The sequence below is a fragment of the Chitinivorax tropicus genome (genome assembly GCF_014202905.1).
In the GTDB taxonomy this organism is placed as follows: Bacteria; Pseudomonadota; Gammaproteobacteria; order Burkholderiales; family SCOH01; genus Chitinivorax; species Chitinivorax tropicus.
The window spans coordinates 15,727-32,999 of record NZ_JACHHY010000032.1; the positions used below are offsets into that span (position 1 = coordinate 15,727).

The 17,273-nt window shown below is 57.5% G+C and carries 12 protein-coding genes; 5 read left to right on the forward strand and 7 right to left on the reverse strand.

What is annotated here, in order from left to right; genetic code table 11:
• Positions 1 to 101: 101 nt before the first annotated feature.
• The 7 genes from HNQ59_RS17915 to HNQ59_RS17945 form a co-directional block, all read right to left on the reverse strand.
• Positions 102 to 1,517: an FAD-dependent oxidoreductase gene (locus HNQ59_RS17915; protein ID WP_184041770.1), complete on the reverse strand. Its 1,416-nt coding sequence runs from the start codon at positions 1,515 to 1,517 to the stop codon at positions 102 to 104.
• Positions 1,518 to 1,531: 14 nt separating this feature from the next.
• Positions 1,532 to 5,986 (reverse strand): glutamate synthase large subunit, encoded by a 4,455-nt coding sequence (gltB, locus tag HNQ59_RS17920; RefSeq protein ID WP_184041771.1) that lies wholly within the window; start codon positions 5,984 to 5,986, stop codon positions 1,532 to 1,534.
• A 224-nt stretch (positions 5,987 to 6,210) separates the two neighbouring features.
• Entirely contained in the window at positions 6,211 to 7,107 is an 897-nt protein-coding gene (gene hemF / locus HNQ59_RS17925; RefSeq protein WP_184041782.1) for an oxygen-dependent coproporphyrinogen oxidase, read from the reverse strand.
• Positions 7,108 to 7,321: 214 nt separating this feature from the next.
• The gene (locus HNQ59_RS17930; RefSeq protein ID WP_184041772.1) at positions 7,322 to 7,954 is read right to left on the reverse strand and encodes a DUF2238 domain-containing protein; all 633 of its coding nucleotides are present in this window, start codon (positions 7,952 to 7,954) and stop codon (positions 7,322 to 7,324) included.
• Between the two features lie 261 nt (positions 7,955 to 8,215).
• Positions 8,216 to 8,410 carry a FecR/PupR family sigma factor regulator gene (locus tag HNQ59_RS17935; protein WP_184041773.1) on the reverse strand — a complete coding sequence of 65 codons (195 nt, stop codon included), beginning with the start codon at positions 8,408 to 8,410 and terminating at the stop codon, positions 8,216 to 8,218.
• A 138-nt stretch (positions 8,411 to 8,548) separates the two neighbouring features.
• Complete coding sequence (locus tag HNQ59_RS17940; protein ID WP_184041774.1) at positions 8,549 to 9,064, reverse strand: sigma-70 family RNA polymerase sigma factor; 516 nt, start codon at positions 9,062 to 9,064, stop codon at positions 8,549 to 8,551.
• A gap of 111 nt (positions 9,065 to 9,175) precedes the next feature.
• On the reverse strand, positions 9,176 to 10,810 hold the full coding sequence (locus HNQ59_RS17945; protein WP_184041775.1) for a cyclic peptide export ABC transporter: 1,635 nt from the start codon (positions 10,808 to 10,810) through the stop codon (positions 9,176 to 9,178).
• Between the two features lie 191 nt (positions 10,811 to 11,001).
• Between HNQ59_RS17945 and HNQ59_RS17950 the strand changes: the two genes are divergently transcribed.
• From HNQ59_RS17950 to HNQ59_RS17970, 5 genes are all read left to right on the forward strand, one after another.
• Entirely contained in the window at positions 11,002 to 12,048 is a 1,047-nt protein-coding gene (locus tag HNQ59_RS17950) for a GNAT family N-acetyltransferase (protein WP_184041776.1), read from the forward strand.
• A gap of 36 nt (positions 12,049 to 12,084) precedes the next feature.
• A complete protein-coding gene (locus tag HNQ59_RS17955) occupies positions 12,085 to 13,368 on the forward strand; it encodes a lysine N(6)-hydroxylase/L-ornithine N(5)-oxygenase family protein (RefSeq protein ID WP_184041777.1) in 1,284 nt (427 codons plus the stop codon).
• Between the two features lie 234 nt (positions 13,369 to 13,602).
• On the forward strand, positions 13,603 to 13,830 hold the full coding sequence (locus HNQ59_RS17960) for an MbtH family protein (RefSeq protein WP_184041778.1): 228 nt from the start codon (positions 13,603 to 13,605) through the stop codon (positions 13,828 to 13,830).
• Between the two features lie 3 nt (positions 13,831 to 13,833).
• A complete protein-coding gene (locus HNQ59_RS17965; RefSeq protein ID WP_184041779.1) occupies positions 13,834 to 14,562 on the forward strand; it encodes a thioesterase II family protein in 729 nt (242 codons plus the stop codon).
• 30 nt (positions 14,563 to 14,592) lie between these two features.
• The coding region (locus HNQ59_RS17970) for an AMP-binding protein (protein WP_184041780.1) at positions 14,593 to 17,273 on the forward strand (2,681 nt) is incomplete at its 3' end.

Genomic DNA, 17,273 nt, shown 5'->3' on the forward strand with positions numbered 1-17,273 from the left:
CACGCCACGGGTGACCGTGGCGTTTTCATTTGATCGACTCAACCCAAAAACAACGCCCCATCACTGGGGCGCTGTTTGATGAACCAACGAGGGCTTGGTATTTACCACAGCCCCAAGTACGCCAGGATGCCCTCTGCCGCTTGACGGCCTTCATACACCGCTCGCACGACCAGATCGGCGCCTCGCACCTGATCGCCACCAGCAAATACCTTGGGGTTGCTGGTCTGGAACTTATAAACCTGACGGGCAGCGGCAATGGTACGGCCACGCTCATCGGTTCGGATGGCATGAGGCTCGAACCAAGCCTCGGGTGCCACCTGGAAGCCAAACGCGATCACGACATGGTCGCATTCCACGATTTCTTCTGATCCTTCCACCAGCTCAGGAGAACGGCGGCCCTTGGCATCCGGTGCGCCCAAACGGGTGGTGACCAATTTGACACCAAGGCTACCATCTGCCAGCTGCACCACACCGACTGGCTGGCGATTCCATAGGAATTGGACGCCCTCCTCCTTGGCATTATCCACCTCCCGCTTCGAGCCAGGCATATTGGCCTCGTCACGGCGATAGGCGCAGATTACGCTCTTGGCCCCCTGGCGAACTGAGGTCCGGTTACAGTCCATGGCTGTGTCACCACCACCCAGCACCACCACGCGCTTACCAGACATGGATTGATAGGCCTCGCCAACCGGCAAGGTGCCTAGTGTATGGCGCACGTTGTTGATCAGGAACGGCAGCGCTTCCAATACGCCGGGCAGGTTCTCGCCCTCAAAGCCACCTTTCATGTACTGGTAGGCGCCCATGCCCATGAAGACCGCATCGTATTCGTTCAGCAGGGTATCGAGCGTGATGTCCGTCCCCACCTCGGTGTTGAGGCGGAATTCAACGCCCATTTCTTCCATCATGGTACGACGACGTTTGATGACTTCTTTTTCCAGCTTGAATTCAGGAATGCCAAAGGTCAGCAAGCCGCCGATCTCTTCATAGCGGTCGAACACCACGGGCCTGACACCATTACGCACCAGGATGTCCGCACAGGCCAGACCAGCTGGGCCGGCCCCGATCACCGCTACCCGTTTGTCTGTCCACACGACATTAGACATATCAGGCCGCCAGCCAGCCTTGTATGCTTCGTCCGTGATGTACTTTTCAACCGAGCCGATGGTCACTGCGCCAAAACCGCCTTGGTTCAGGGTACAAGCCCCTTCGCACAGGCGATCCTGCGGGCACACCCGGCCACAGATCTCTGGCAGTGAATTGGTCTTGTGGCTGAGTTCCGCCGCCTCGAACAGCTTACCTTCCTGCACTAGCTTCAGCCAGTTCGGAATGTAGTTGTGCACCGGGCACTCCCACTCGCAATACGGGTTGCCACAGGACAAGCAGCGCCCTGCCTGCTCTTGCGCATCGATCTTGGCAAGCGGGTGATAGATTTCGCGAAACTCGATTTTGCGCGCCTCCGCAGGCTTTTTATCGCCGGGGTTGCGCTGAACGGTCATGAATTGAAATACGTCAGACATGGCAAAGGTTCCGTTTAATCTTTCAACAGGCTATCGAGCTTCGCGGCCTTCGGCTTCACCAGCCAGAAGTACGGAGTCTGTTCTTCAAAGTGCTCCAGCAGCCACTGACCACGTTCCGAGCCGGTCAGCTTCACATGGGCCTCGATCTTGTCACGCAGATAGGCGCGATACTGACCGGTCGCTTCGTTGTTGATCAGGTGGATATCGATCAACTCATTGTTATAACGGTATGCAAAGCGTTCGTTTGGATCATAGACAAAGGCGAAGCCACCGGTCATGCCCGCGCCGAAGTTGACACCTGTCTCACCCAGCACGATCACGCATCCACCGGTCATGTATTCGCATCCGTGGTCGCCAACGCCCTCCACCACCGCCAACGCACCCGAGTTACGCACAGCAAAGCGCTCGCCCGCTGTCCCCGCTGCAAACAGCTTGCCGCCGGTTGCGCCATACAGGCAGGTATTGCCGATGATGGCTGCCTCGTGCGCCTTGAAACCGGATCCCTTGGGTGGACGCAGTGCCAGCTGGCCACCCGCCATGCCTTTACCGACATAGTCGTTGGCGTCGCCTTCCAGGTTGATGTTCAGCCCCTTGGCGTTCCACACCCCCAGCGACTGCCCGGCGCTTCCCTTCAGATCCAGCGTCAGTGTGCCTTCAGGCAAGCCCTCCGCACCATGCAGCTTGGCAATCACGCCAGACAACCGGGCGCCGATCGAGCGATTGACGTTGCGCACTTCGTAAGCCAGGGAGATCGGCATCTTGTTTTCGATGGCATCCAATGCATCCTGCACCATCTGTTCCGCGAGTTCACCCTTGTCAAAAGACGGGTTGCGCTCCTGCACGCAGAACCGTGGCTCGCTGTCTGGAATACTGCCTTCAGAGATCAGCGGTGCCAGCTTCAAACGCTTCTGACGATCTGACTCACCCTCCAGTAGCTCCAGCAGATCAAAGCGACCGATCAGCTCTTCCATCTTCGACACACCGAGCGCAGCCATCCACTCGCGGGTTTCCTGCGCGATGAAGGTGAAATAGTTCATCACCATCTCGGGCAGGCCGAGGAAGTATTTGGTGCGCAGTTTGACCTCTTGCGTGGCCACGCCGGTAGCGCAGTTGTTCAGGTGACAGATCCGCAGGTATTTGCAACCCAGCGCCACCATCGGGCCTGTACCGAAGCCAAAGCTCTCCGCCCCCAGAATGGCAGCCTTGATCACATCCAGGCCGGTCTTCAAGCCACCGTCGGTCTGTACACGCACCCGGCCACGCAGACCATTGGCGCGCAGCACCTGTTGGGCTTCAGTCAGCCCCAGTTCCCACGGGGTGCCGGCGTATTTCACGCTGGTCAGGGGTGATGCGCCCGTGCCGCCGTCGTAACCGGAAATGGTGATCAGGTCGGCATAAGCCTTGGCCACCCCTGCAGCAATGGTGCCTACACCGGGCTCCGCCACCAGTTTCACCGAAACCAGCGCCTGCGGATTGACCTGCTTCAGATCGAAAATCAGCTGTGCCAAGTCTTCGATTGAGTAGATGTCATGATGTGGTGGCGGCGAGATCAGCGAAATCCCTGGCTTGGAATGCCGCAGCTTGGCGATCAGCGGGCTGACCTTGTCACCCGGCAGCTGCCCGCCCTCACCCGGCTTGGCGCCTTGCGCAACCTTGATCTGCAATACCTCGGCATTCACCAGATAATGAGGCGTGACACCAAACCGGCCTGATGCCACCTGCTTGATCTTGGACATCTTGATGGTGCCATAACGGGATGGGTCTTCGCCGCCCTCTCCCGAATTCGACCGCGCACCCAGGCGGTTCATCGCCTCGGCCAACGCCTCATGGGCCTCTGGTGACAACGCCCCGAGCGACATGCCCGCCGAGTCGAAACGTTTCACGATTTCATTGACGGGTTCGACATCTTCCAGCGCAATCCGGTTGTCCGGGTTGATCTTGACCTGGAACAAGTCGCGGAACATGGCCACAGGCCGTTTGTTCACGATATCGGCGTACTTTCTGTACTCGTCATAATCGCCGTTCTGCACTGCTTTCTGCAGCTGCATCACCACATCCGGGTTATAGGCGTGGTATTCCTCCCCGAACACATACTTGAGCAAGCCGCCCTGGGCGATGTGGCGCATCGGGTTGAAGGCTGACCGCGCCAGCTGCTGCTGGTCAGTTTCGAAATCAGCAAAGCTTGCGCCAGATACACGGGAAACCGTACCAGGGAAACATAGCGCCATGACCTCTTCATGCACACCCACCGCTTCGAACAGCTCGGCCCCACGGTAGCTGGCGATGGTGGAGATCCCCATCTTCGACAGCACCTTCAACAAGCCTTTGTTGATCCCTTTACGATAATTGCTCATGGCGGTGGCGGGGCTACCCTCCACATCGCCTGCGGCAATCAATTCGTAAATGGTCTGATAGGCCAGATAGGGGTAGACCGCTGTTGCGCCATAGCCGATCAGGCAGGCAAAGTGGTGCGGGTCGCGTGCCACACCGGTCTCCACTACGATATTGCACGTGCAGCGCAAACCAGATGCAATCAGTGCCTGATGTACCGCGCCGGTCGCAAACAAGGCATGGATCGGTAATTTGCCCTTGCCGATCTTTTTATCCGACAACACCAGAATCACCGCACCACCGTGCACCGCCTCGGTCACCTGTTGAGTCAGCAGCTCGATGGCGCCTTTCAGGTCATATTCTTTCGGGTCATAGCACAAATCGAAAAAGGCTGCGCGATAGTGCAGGTCACCAATCGACGTAATGCGCACGAATTTTTCGAATGACAGAATCGGTGAACGGACTTCCAGTCGCTTGGCGTGATCGGCTGTTTCTTCGAAGACATTCTTCTCCGCCCCAAACACCGAATTGAGCGACATCACAATCGCCTCGCGGATCGGATCGATCGGCGGATTGGTCACTTGGGCAAACTGCTGGCGCAAATAATCGAACGGTGAACGCACACGCTGCGACAGCACCGCCATGGGGGTGTCGTCACCCATCGAGCCAACTGCCTCCTGGCCATCTGCCGCCAAGACCCGGATCACCTGATCGCGCTCTTCAAACGAGACATTGAACATCTTCTGGTATTGCAGCAGCGAGGCGCGATCCATCTCCGGTAGTGCCGAGTCCTCATCCAGCCCCAGCTCCAGATAGCGGGCGTGCTGCTTGACCCAGTCCCGGTAGGGGTGCTCGGTCTTCAAGATGGTATCCACGTCATCTGGCAACAACAGCTTGCCGGTAGACAGGTCAGCGGCCACGATCTGGCCAGGCTTGACACGACCCTTGCGCACCACATCCTCAGGCTTATACGGCCACACACCTACTTCAGATGCAATGGTCAGATGTCGGTCTTTGGTGATGATGTAGCGCGCCGGACGCAAGCCATTGCGGTCCAGCATGCAGGCAGCATAGCGCCCATCCGTCAAGACGATACCCGCCGGGCCGTCCCAGGGCTCCATATGCATGGAGTTGTATTCGTAGAATGCCTTCAGGTCATGGTCGGTCGTATCGACGTTCTGCCATGCAGGCGGCACCAGCAGACGCAAGGCACGGAACAGCGAAATACCGCCCATCAGCAAACCTTCGAGCATATTGTCGAGGCTCATCGAATCTGAGCCATCGGTCTGCACGATTGGCCGCACGTCATCCATATTCGGGATCAACGGCGAGCTCATGATCTTTTCACGTGCCCGCGCCCAGTTACGGTTGCCTTGTACCGTGTTGATCTCGCCATTGTGCGCCAGGAAGCGGAACGGCTGTGCCAGCTTCCATTGCGGCCAAGTATTGGTCGAGAAGCGCTGGTGGTATACCGCCAGGCTGGATTCAAAACGCGGGTCCTTCAGGTCAGGGAAGAACGCTGGCAGATTGGCCGGCGTGACCAAGCCTTTATAGGAAATGGTGTACGGGGAGAGCGTTGGCACGTAAAACGCCGGGTCCGTCCCCTTGGATGCCTTCTCGGCCAAACGGCGGCCTATGTAGAGTTTGCGCTGGAATGTAGCGACATCCATGCCGGTCGGGCAGTTCACAAACACCTGCTGGATCTCAGGCAGGGTTTTCAACGCGTATTCACCACAGGTGGATGCATCGATAGGCACTTTGCGGAAACCCGCGACCGCCAGCCCTTGTTGTTCCAGCGCCTGGCGTAAGCGAGAGCGTGATGCTGCGCCAATCTGCGGATCAATGCTGTGGAATACCAAGCCGGCTGCATACTCCTTGGCCAGGTGTACACCCACCTCTTGCGCCACTGCCCGTAAAAACCCATCGGGTTTCCGGAACAAAAGACCACAGCCATCACCAGACAAGCCATCAGCCGCCACAGCGCCTCGGTGAGTCAGGCAAGCGAGCGAATTGATGGCGGTCTGTACCAGCCAATGGCTTGGTTTGTCATCCATGTTGGCGATCAAACCAAAACCACAACTATCCTGTTCAAAGTGGGGGCGATAAAGCGTGCCGTCTAACCAACGCTGTCTGTCCATTGCCGACTCTACTTGATAAAACAAGGGGAAAGGCTTTGATTCTATATGCAGAAATCGGCATGGCGCAACACAATTTGTGCACCGCGCAATAGTATTTCAATGCGGCGAGCGCAGCAAAACCATCATTTTCATTGCGCAATACAGCACAAATTATCAATTTTATTGCTCAAACGATTTACAAAATCGCGACAGAATTTTGCAAAAAGCGTACCAAAACAGGCACTTCACACCCAATCTTTGGCAATCAGGAATTTCCTGTATAACGCCTCTTCCGGCGACCCAGATTCAGGGTGCCAGTCGTATCGCCAACGCACTTCGGGTGGCATCGACATCAGGATCGACTCGGTACGCCCACCAGATTGCAGGCCGAACAATGTGCCGCGATCAAATACCAGGTTGAATTCCACATAACGACCACGCCGATACAGCTGGAAGTCGCGCTCCCGCTCGCCATATGGCATGCCCACCCTGCGCTCGACGATGGGCAGGTAGGCCGTCAGGAAATGGTCACCGACACTTTGAGTCAGCCCGAATGCGTGGACAAAGCTGATATCAGACAGGTCGTCAAAGAAGATTCCGCCGACGCCACGCGGCTCGTTGCGGTGTTTCAGGAAAAAATACTCGTCACACCATTGCTTGAATTTGGGGTGATATTGAGCGCCGAAGGGTGCCAAGGCTGCCTGACAGGTCCGGTGGAAATGCACAGCATCTTCCTCGGCACCGTAGTAGGGGGTCAGATCCATTCCCCCACCGAACCACCATACCGGTTCGCTGCCGGGCTGAGTCGCCACGAAGAAGCGGACATTCATGTGCACGGTCGGGACATATGGGTTATGTGGGTGAAGCACCAGTGACACGCCCATGGCCTCCCACGCCCGTCCGGCCAACTCGGGGCGATGTGCCGATGCCGAAGGTGGCAGTTTGGCCCCTTTGACATGCGAAAAATTCACCCCACCCCGTTCAAACACCTTGCCGTTCTCCACCAGGCGGGAAACCCCTCCTCCACCTTCGGCGCGTTGCCAGCTGTCTGCCAGCCAAGCCTGCCCATCCAGCGCAGCCAATGCATCGACAATCCGCGCCTGCAACCCTGTGAAGTACGCTTTGACACCTTCGATATCCATATCCACCTTACTCGACCGATCCGCTATGCGGGTGTTGACCACAACGCCCGTCCTGAGTGCTATTTTCGCATTATTTCCCACTGTACTGGGCGGCTTCGTCCACCAGGTATAGTCAGGCTGGGCATTTAAGCCATGCCGGCCTGCAACCTGGCGGGCTGGATTGGATGCGCCACGCTGTCACAGCAACAGCTTCGAGCCATGATTCGTGGCCGGCTCAGCCATTGGCGGGCACGGGTGACTGCTTGAGCTTACGATACCCTAACCCTGAAAGCAGCCCGCCCAGCGTTGCCAGCAACATGTCCTTATGGGCATCCCAGATGTCACCTTGCTGACCATTGTAGGACTCTGCATCGGCAGGTGATAACAGCACGGCAATCAGCCATTCGAACCACTCGTACCACAAGCTGGTGATCATGATGGCGGAAAGGCCCACGTAAAAAGCAACCCTCTGGTTTGACTGCCGCTGCTTGATCACATGCGACATGATCGGCACCATGAAACAGAAGCCATATAGAAAATGCACCAACCGATCAAAATGGTTTCGGTCGGATGCGAAAAGGTGATTCAACGAGATGCCGCAGCAATCCACCAACCAGCGTTCATAGGGGACGTTGGAATACAGCCAACGCGCGGCAATTGAATGGACCGAGATGAATAGGGCAATCAGCAGGAAATCCAGATCATCCATGTCGTACTTGGCGACATAACGCCACAACAGGAAAAAGCCGACAACAGTCAGCGAGCTGTGCAGCGCCTGCTCCACCGGCCATTTGGGCATAATCCAGGTCAGGACAAAGACAGCGGCCATCAAGAGCACAGAGGTTTTTTTGTTGGGTATGTAGTTCATGATCACTTTCAATGAAAAGGCCCCGCCATGACGGAGCCTTTTCAAGTCTAAAACGCCGTATCTTATCGGCACGAGCCCGTCATATGGAAGCGGCGCACCAGCAGTTGATGCTGTCCGCCTGTCAACTTTCATCCATTGAAGTGTTTGGATTGCACTACGCTGACGACCAGCCCTGAAACCGTATCAAGCGAACCGGACAGGAGGAAAGAGAGGTAAGCCATACGATGTTCATCAGCCAGATCGTCAGAAGCCACGCTCAGGTCACACTTGCTTGGCGATCTGGCTGACTGCCAAGGCTTCCCATAACTTGCAAGCATCGTCATAGGCCCGCTGATGGCTACTGTCTGCCTCCAGCCAAGCACATAGCTCGGTTGGGCAGGGCTCTGTGAAACCTTGCTCATGCCGCAACATGACCCACTGCCATGCGGCATCCCATACCGGATCTGGTCTTTCCATGATGTTGTTCCTGCTGCAAAATCAGGAAAACATTGTAATTTGATCTCAGATCAACCGGGGTAAAAACATTTTCTGGAGTGCGATTGATGCACAGGAAAGCCTGATTTGCTCAGATGATATGCCATCAGATGGAACCCATCACAGATGCTCACGACAACCAGCCAGCGCTTGCCCGACATCGCGAAGCATGAAATTGACCAAAGTAGCCGAGCAACTCAGCTCTTTTGCAATATCACGCTGTGTCATGCCATGGATACGGTATAGCTCGAAAGCGCGTCGCGTCCGCTCGGGTAACGTTTCCATCGCTGCATCAATAGCTTGCAGTAATTGGCGCTGCTGCAGAAGGCGTTGCGGGTTTTCCCCGCCATCCGTCTGGGGCAATTCACCATCATCGGTGTACACCCGATACTGGCCCTCGACCTGTAGGCGCCGCATATTGTCCAGCGAAAGATTGCGCACCACTTGGCAGCAATAGGCTTGAAGGCAGTCAACCTGTTTGCCGATCGCCACATCCAACAGCCGCAGGAATGCCTCTTGCATGACCTCCTCTGCCTGTGCGGCATTTCCCAGCAATTTGTAGGAAATGGCGCACAGCTGTTTTCGTTGTTCGACAAAATTTTGTTCGAGCAGATGACGCGTAATGACTAATGACATGTTCAGCCAAGTGCAAAAATGCAATAAGAGTAAATGATATTGATTCTCACTACTTAAATCAATTCAATTTCAATGCTTGCAAAATTGCGCATATTTGAACTTATTTTCCAGCTATACCAAGGAAAGTTGATCTTCGGCTCGATATGCCCGCTTTTCACCGACAATCTGCCCCTGTTCGAGGTGGATCACGCGATCGGCCAAATCAAAATAACGATCGTCATGGGTGATCACCAGCACCGTCTTGCCTCGGGCTTTCAATTCCGGCAGCAATTCACGATAGAACACATCCTTGAAAGTCGGGTCTTGATCAGCGGCCCATTCGTCAAAGACATAGATCGGACGATCTTCCAAATAAGTGGCAACCAGCGCCAAGCGCTTACGCTGACCTTGTGACAGTGCCTGAGTCGTAAACGCCCCCTCTTTGACCGTCACCTTATGCTGCAGTTGTAAACGCACCAGTAGCGCATTACCGGCGGCATCGACATCTTGTCCTGTCAATAAGGTGTCGAATAAATGAAAATCCGAGAACACCGCACCAAACAGCTGACGATAGGCACCCAGCTGATCAGCATTGACAGCGTGCCCATTCAAGATGATCTCGCCGCTTTCCGCGCGGTAAAGGCCGGTCAATAATTTGGCCAACGTGGTTTTACCACTGCCATTGCCCCCCACCAGATAGACCAGCTCGCCTGCGTTCAGCTGCAAGTTGATGGGGCCCATGGCGAACATATCGCCTGCCGCTTCGTTGTAATAACGATGGCAGACCTGTCTCAGCGCCAGGCTGGTAAAAACCTGCCCTCCCACCGGCAGGGCTTGCTCCTCAGCAGCTTGCAGCTCGCCACTGATCTCATCGATATGACGTGATGACACTTTGGCAAGATTGAACTCTGGTAGCACGATCAGCAAGGCTTCCAGCGGTGTCATCATGTAAACGAACACCAGCGCGAAACCGGTGACCACCTTGCCACGATCTGGCACATCTCCGATGAGTGCGAACAAGACCAAGCCGATAAAGCCAAAAATCAGGAAGCTGCCCCAGAACGTGGACAGGTAAAAAATGGACATGCCGAAGATCCGCTCACGGCGGACAACCTCGATGGCCGGATGCAGCTGCTTTTGCTCGAAATGACCAGCTCTGGCCCGATTCAGACGCAACTCCTTGGCGCCATCCACCAGCGCACGGAACATGCCATGCAAGCCATCTTGCGCTTGCGCAGCCAGATTGATATGCCGGATGGCCCGCAGATGCACTAGATGATACCCCAGCATTCCCAGGCCGATGACCAGCACCGCCAGCAGGAAGACTTGCCATGACAACCATGACAGATACGCCAGGCAGCCCAGTACGGTCATCGCATTCACCATGGCTTGCGGCATCACCACGAAGAAGCGCTTCACCTTTTCACAATGCTCGGTCAATGCAGACTGGATGCGTGGCCCACCCAGGGTTTCCAGGCGTCGGTAATCCGTCAGCATGACCTTGCTGCAGATGTAATGTTTGAGATGCGCTTCGGCGTTTTGCCCCAGCCGCTCAAACAGGATGTGGCTGGCGGATTGCAGCAGCAGGATCAAAACTGCTGTCCCAGCGAACGGCCAGGCCAGCGCCAGAAATGACGGGCCCCATGGCGTGTTGATGGCGTGATTGATCTGACTGATCAACGACACATTCGCAAGGCCAGCCAGCACACTAAAGCAGGCTGCTGCAATGAACAGATGACGCGACTTCTGCAACAGATAGGAAAACACAGCAAGACCCCGATTGATGGCATAACCACCAAGACGAGAACTTATCGGATTTGTTTAGGCGCTGTTGACACAGCCATCCCGGATGGCACCCACGCCAACGTGGCCACTTAAACAAAAAACATGTCACGGCGTCTAGTCGGGCGTAACCCATATTCATGTTTGCGCGGCAAACACACCCGACAGGAGTCAACATGTCAAAGCCCACGACCGGCCAGGAGATCGACTGGCCAGCAGAGATCATTCTGCACGCCTACCCATATGGCCAACCCTTCACCGCCCGCCGCGAGGGTGAGCAGTTGCTGTTGGCCCCCCACGGCGACCCGAATCCACAAAGTTGGGGGCTGACCGAAACGGTAGATGGCCTGCAACTGGTTGCACCCACGGCAGCCGACGAGAACCATTGGCTGGCAGCGCTGGAATGCAGCTTCACCAGCGCCAGAGGGCATGCGCAATGCCATATCGTCGCAGATACCGTCCCAATGGCTCTACTGCGGAGCGGCCTCGTCCGGGCGCAGGGAGGTGGCCGATGGCAGGCAGAACGCGAGGTTTTGTTCCAATTTGCACCATTGTGGATGACACATCATGGCCAACCTGCCCCGTTACGCTACCACTATGACAAGGCACGTCATCCGCTACGCCCACCTAAGCCGGAAGGCCTGCTTTATCAGCGCTTCATTCCCTGGTTGGGGCAGACTTTCAGCTATAGGACACTGGACATCGAAGCTGACCTGCCTATGTTCAACCGCTGGATGAATGACCCGGACGTCGCGGCCATCTGGCAGGAAACCGGCACGCTGGAACAGCATCGTCACTATCTGCAGACGCTGGCCGCCGACCCACATATCTACCCAATGATTGGCAGCCTGGATGGCATACCGTTTGGCTACTTCGAGGTGTACTGGGCCAAGGAAAACCGCATCGGGCCATTCTGCGAAGCCGATGACTATGACCGTGGCTGGCATGTGCTGATCGGTGAACCCGCCTTCCGTGGCAAGGCGTATGCCACCGCCTGGCTTACCTCGATCTCGCATTACATCATGCTGGACGACCCGCGTACCCGCCGTGCTGTGGGCGAACCCCGACGCGACCATGCCCAGCAGATCCGCAACCTTGACCGCTCGGGTTACGCCAAGATCAAGGAGTTCGATTTCCCACACAAACGCGCACTGCTGGTCAGCCTGCTGCGCGAACGCTATTTCACCGACGCCCTGTGGTGGCCGGTCACCCAGGCAGCTTGATTCATTCGAATTTCTGATCCATGACGGAGAACAACAATGCACATCCATGACCTGATCGGCATCGGCTTTGGGCCATCCAACATTGGCCTGGCCATTGCCCTGGAAGAAAAGCAGCAACGTAGCAAGCCACTCACCAGCCTGTTCATTGAAAAACAAGCGAGCTTTGCCTGGCACCCCGGCATGCTGCTGGATCACGCCCATATGCAGATCTCGTACCTGAAGGACTTGGTCACCTTGCGCAACCCGCAAAGCCGCTTCAGCTTCGTCAGCTATCTGCACGAAAAAGGCCGCCTGGCCGATTTCATCAACCTGAAGACCTTCTACCCCAGCCGTCACGAATTCAATGATTATCTTGCTTGGGCTGCGTCGCATTTCGACGACCGTTGCCTCTATGGCGAGGAGGTATTCCAGGTGCTGCCGGAAACCCAAGGCGATCAGGTCAGCCATTTACGCATCCGCTCACGTGATGCGCAAGGGGCCGTGCGTGAGCGGTTGGCAAGGAACCTGGTGGTCAGTGTCGGTGGCAGCCCATACATCCCTGAGTTGTTCCGCCCTCTTCGTGCCAGCCGTCATGTGATCCATTCACATCACTACACTGCCGAGATTTCCAAACATGGCGGTGCCAAGCGCGTGGCTATCATCGGCGCCGGGCAAAGTGCGGCGGAGATCTTCATGGCGCTACATGGCCACCACAACGCCCCCGCGATTGATTTCATCATGCGCGCACGTGCGCTGAAACCAGCGGATGACAGCCCTTACTCCAACCAGATCTTCGATGCGGATTTCGTCGATCATATATATAGCCGTGATGACCAGGAGCGGCGCGAGCTGATCAAGGAATTCTGGCATACCAACTATGCCTGCCCGGATCTGGCATTGATCCAGCAGATCTTCGGTACCTTCTATCAGCAGAACGTCAAGGGAGAGGATCGTCATCGCTTACTCCGGCGCCACCAGATTGCGGCTGTACGCGAAACCAGCGAGGGCGTGACACTGACCCTGCAAGACCTGAACAACGGCCACTCATTCGATGCACATTATGATCTGGTTGTACTGGCCACCGGCTATGAGCGCCAGCTGCATCGCGGCATTCTGGAAGGCCTGGCTGGCTATGTAGGCGAGATGCAAACCGACCGCCATTATCGCCTGCAAACCACTGACAACTTCCAGCCGCAGATCTTCCTGCAAGGTGCTTGCGAACACTCCCATGGCCTCAGCGATACGCTGCTGTCTATCACAGCTGTCCGGTGTGGCGAAATCGTGGATGCCCTGCACGAAGGCAGGAAATGCCCCGCTGCAAGCAAGCTGACCACTGTCTGAACCCAACCCGTCCAACATCCGCCCCTGCCATGCCTTCCACCCATTGGAAGGCTGCGGGGGACATCCACCAGCAGGACGCCCTCTGCGAGCACTCGCAACAACAGCATAAGCCCCGGCCTGGCCAAGGGTGGCCAGGGCACCACGCCAACAGCGCTTAAACATTTCACGCCATTGCCCGTCAAGCAAAGGCGTAAGGACAGATACCCCGTCCTGCTCATTTTCAGGAGAGTTTTCATGAGCACCAGTTGTTTTGATCGACCCGGCGAAATCTTCATCGCGCTGATCAACCACGAAGAGCAGTATTCACTCTGGCCACATTGGAAGGACATTCCTGGCGGCTGGCGTGCCGTCGAAGGTGTGCAAGGCGACAAAGAAACCGTTCTGGCCTACATCGAGCAGCATTGGACCGATATGCGCCCGCGCTCCCTGCGCGAATGGGAAGCCGCACAGACCGGGAACTGAAGCATGGCCCGCGCATTGACCCTGTTGGCCCTGCCCTGCGCAGGCGCCAGTGCCGCCATGTATCTGCGCTGGCGCCAAGCCCTGCCCGATTGGGTCACATTGCGCCCGGTCGAGTTGCCAGGGCGGGGCACCCGTTTGGATGAGCCATTTGCAACCCGTTTTGATCAGCTGGTCGCGCAGCTGGCCGGCGAGCTGGCTGACGAATTCCAGCGCCCCTACGTCCTGCTCGGCCATAGCATGGGCGCCCAGCTGGCCTATGGCCTGAGTCGGCACCAGCTGTCAGTTGGCGGCCCGATGCCACTGGCGATGTTTGTCCTGGGCAGCCCCGCACCATCCATGCCAGACCCGCGTCGTTTCCAGCCATGTGATCGCGCCAGCCTGATTGCGGATATGCGCGAACAAGGCGGCACGCCAGAGGCCGTCTTTGCCCACCCCGAATTGCTGGAAATGAGCCTGACCACGCTGGCTGCCGATTACACCATCTGCGACAGCATTCATTTTGCAGCCCCGCTACGCCTGCCCTTGCCAGTCCATGTATTGGCGGGTCGGCAGGATGGCATCAGCGCCGAGCGCATGCATGCCTGGCAACGGGAGACTGGCGGCACCTTCACCTTGGACTGGTTCGATGGCGGCCATTTTTTCTTTCAAGACCAGACCGCACCTGTAATGGCCTGCCTGAATCGTTTGCTGGCGCATTGCCGGCACGCACCACACCTTACTCAACCGGCCTAAGCCGGCCTTCGATCGATGCGAGCACCAGATATGAGCCACCCCGAAAATTTTGTTTGCCACTTGCGCCATCTTGCAGCAGCCCGTCCGCAGGACACCGCACTCGTCATCGTGCGTGAACAACATGGCCAGCCGGATGAGCTGGTATTGGACTATGCCACCTTGGACATGCGGGTGCGCCAACTGGCCGCCCGCCTGCAGGCCTTTCCACGGGGCGAGCGCGTGCTGCTGGCCATGGACAACGACGAACATTATGTGATCAGCTTCTTCGCCTGCCTCTACGCTGGGCTGATCGCCGTACCGGTGTGCCCGCCAGAATCCACCCGGCAGCCCCATCTGGCGCGCCTGATCGGCATCATCGATGATGCTGCAGCCTGCTGCGTACTGACCACCCGTCCGATCCTACCGTTGATCGAAGCCGTCGCAGACCGCTCATCCGGCCTGACCATATGGCTGGCCGATGAGGCTGTGGATGCAGGCCCCTGGGCAGCCTCCAGCCCCGCACCAACAGACATCGCCTTCTTGCAATATACGTCCGGCTCCACCTCCACCCCGAAGGGTGTGATGGTCAGCCATGCCAATCTGATGGCCAATGAACGTGCCATCGAAGAAGGCTTTTCCGTCGCATCCGACGATGTTTTCGTGTCCTGGCTGCCCCTGTTCCATGATATGGGCTTGATCGGCGGGCTGCTGCAAGCTATCCATCGTGGGTGCAAATGCGTGTTGATGTCACCTCGCTTCTTTCTGGAGCGGCCCATACGCTGGCTCCAAACCATCAGCAGACATCGCGCTACCATCAGCGGTGGCCCGGACTTTTCCTATCGCATGTGCCTGGAGCGTATCCCGAAGGACAAGTTGGAAACACTGGATCTGTCCTGCTGGCGCGTTGCCTTCTCGGGTGCCGAGCCGATACGCCACGACACCCTGCAGGAGTTCATCACCCACTTTGCACCTGCAGGTCTGGATGCCCAAGCGGTCTACCCGTGCTACGGTCTGGCAGAAGCCACATTGTTTGTCAGTGGTGGTGTGCGTGGCAGCGGCCTGCTGGCCCCTGCCCTGTCTCGCCGTGGTTTGGCCCAAGGCCAGGCCCGCCCGGCCATGGATGATGAAGAAAGCCTTGCCCTGGTGGCCTGCGGACGGGTTCCCAGCCTCCATCAGGTGGCCATTGTCGATGCCTCCACATTTGAAACTCTTCCCGACGGCTTCAGTGGCGAAATCTGGGCCAGCGGGCCGAGCATTGCCAGCGGTTATTGGCGCAATGCCGAGGCAACCCAAGCCACCTTTGTCGAAAAGGAGGGGCAGCGTTGGTTACGCACAGGCGATCTGGGCTTCTGGCGTGACGGCCAGTTGTATATCAACGGTCGCCTGAAAGACCTCATCATCATTCGTGGGCACAATCTTTACCCGCAGGATATCGAACGACATATCGAGGAGCAGATCGAAGCTGTCCGTGCAGGCCGGGTCGCCGCCTTCGCCGTACGCGGCCCACAAGGCGAGGGTATTGGCATCGCAGCCGAAATTTCGCGCGGCATGCAGAAACTGGTTTCCCCCGCCACCCTGGTCGAAGCCCTGAGCGTGTGCGTCAGCGAGCTATGTGGCGAGCCATTGTCGGTTGTGGCCCTGCTCAATCCCGGCGCATTGCCGAAAACCTCCAGTGGCAAACTGCAACGCCACGCGTGCGCAACAGGCTGGGAGAGCGGCAGCCTCGACAGCTACGCCATCTATGCCTTTGGCCAGCTGCAGAGTGGCGCCCACATGGCAGATGCTTCTGGATCAGCACCGCCCCTACACGGCACGTCAGCCGAACTGGCTGCATTGTGGCGTGCCACATTGCGCTTACCTGAACAACATGTCTTGCACGCAGACAGCCATTTCTTTGCCAGCGGCGGCAATTCATTGGCCATGGTGCAGCTGGCCGCCCGCCTGCGTCAGCATTGGCAGATTGTCCCCACGCTGGCGCAGCTCTTCGAGCATCCACGCCTAGCCGACATGGCCAATTGGTTGGAACACTACCGCCAGAGTGCCCCAGCTTGCAGTGCTGACACCATCCCGGCACGTTCAGCCGACTGGGCCATTGATTGCCCTGCCTCGCCAGCCCAGCAACGCCAATATTTTCTGTGGCAATACCAGCCTGACAGCAGCGCCTACCACATCGCGGCAGCGCGACGCCTGATTGGGCCGCTCGATATCCCAGCCTTGCAATCTGCATTCGACCACCTCGTCACCCGCCACGAATCACTGCGCACCGTATTCCGCACCGCCGAGGATGGGACGCTGTGGCAGCAGGTGCAGTCGCAGACCGCCTTTGCCGTCGCCCTGCATGATCTGCGCACGCTCGATGCCGCCGACCGGCAGGCACGCTGTCAGCAGCTGACCACCGCGCTCCAGCACACACCCTTCGATCTCGCCCATGGCCCGCTGCTGCGGGTCGGTCTGCTTCGTGAGACCGACGAGACGGCGCTGCTCGTGGTGGTCATGCATCACATCGTTTCCGATGGCTGGTCGATGCGTTTGATCGTCGAGGCGTTCGTCACGGCCTATCAGGCGGCGGTGGCCGGACAGCCGGTGGCGTGGCCGCCCTTGCCCATCCAGTATGCCGATTATGCGCTCTGGCAGCGTCAGTGGTTGGAGGCCGGGGAGCGGCAGCGGCAGCTCGACTACTGGTGTGGGGTGTTGGGGACGACGCAGCCGGTGTTGCAGTTGCCGACCGATCG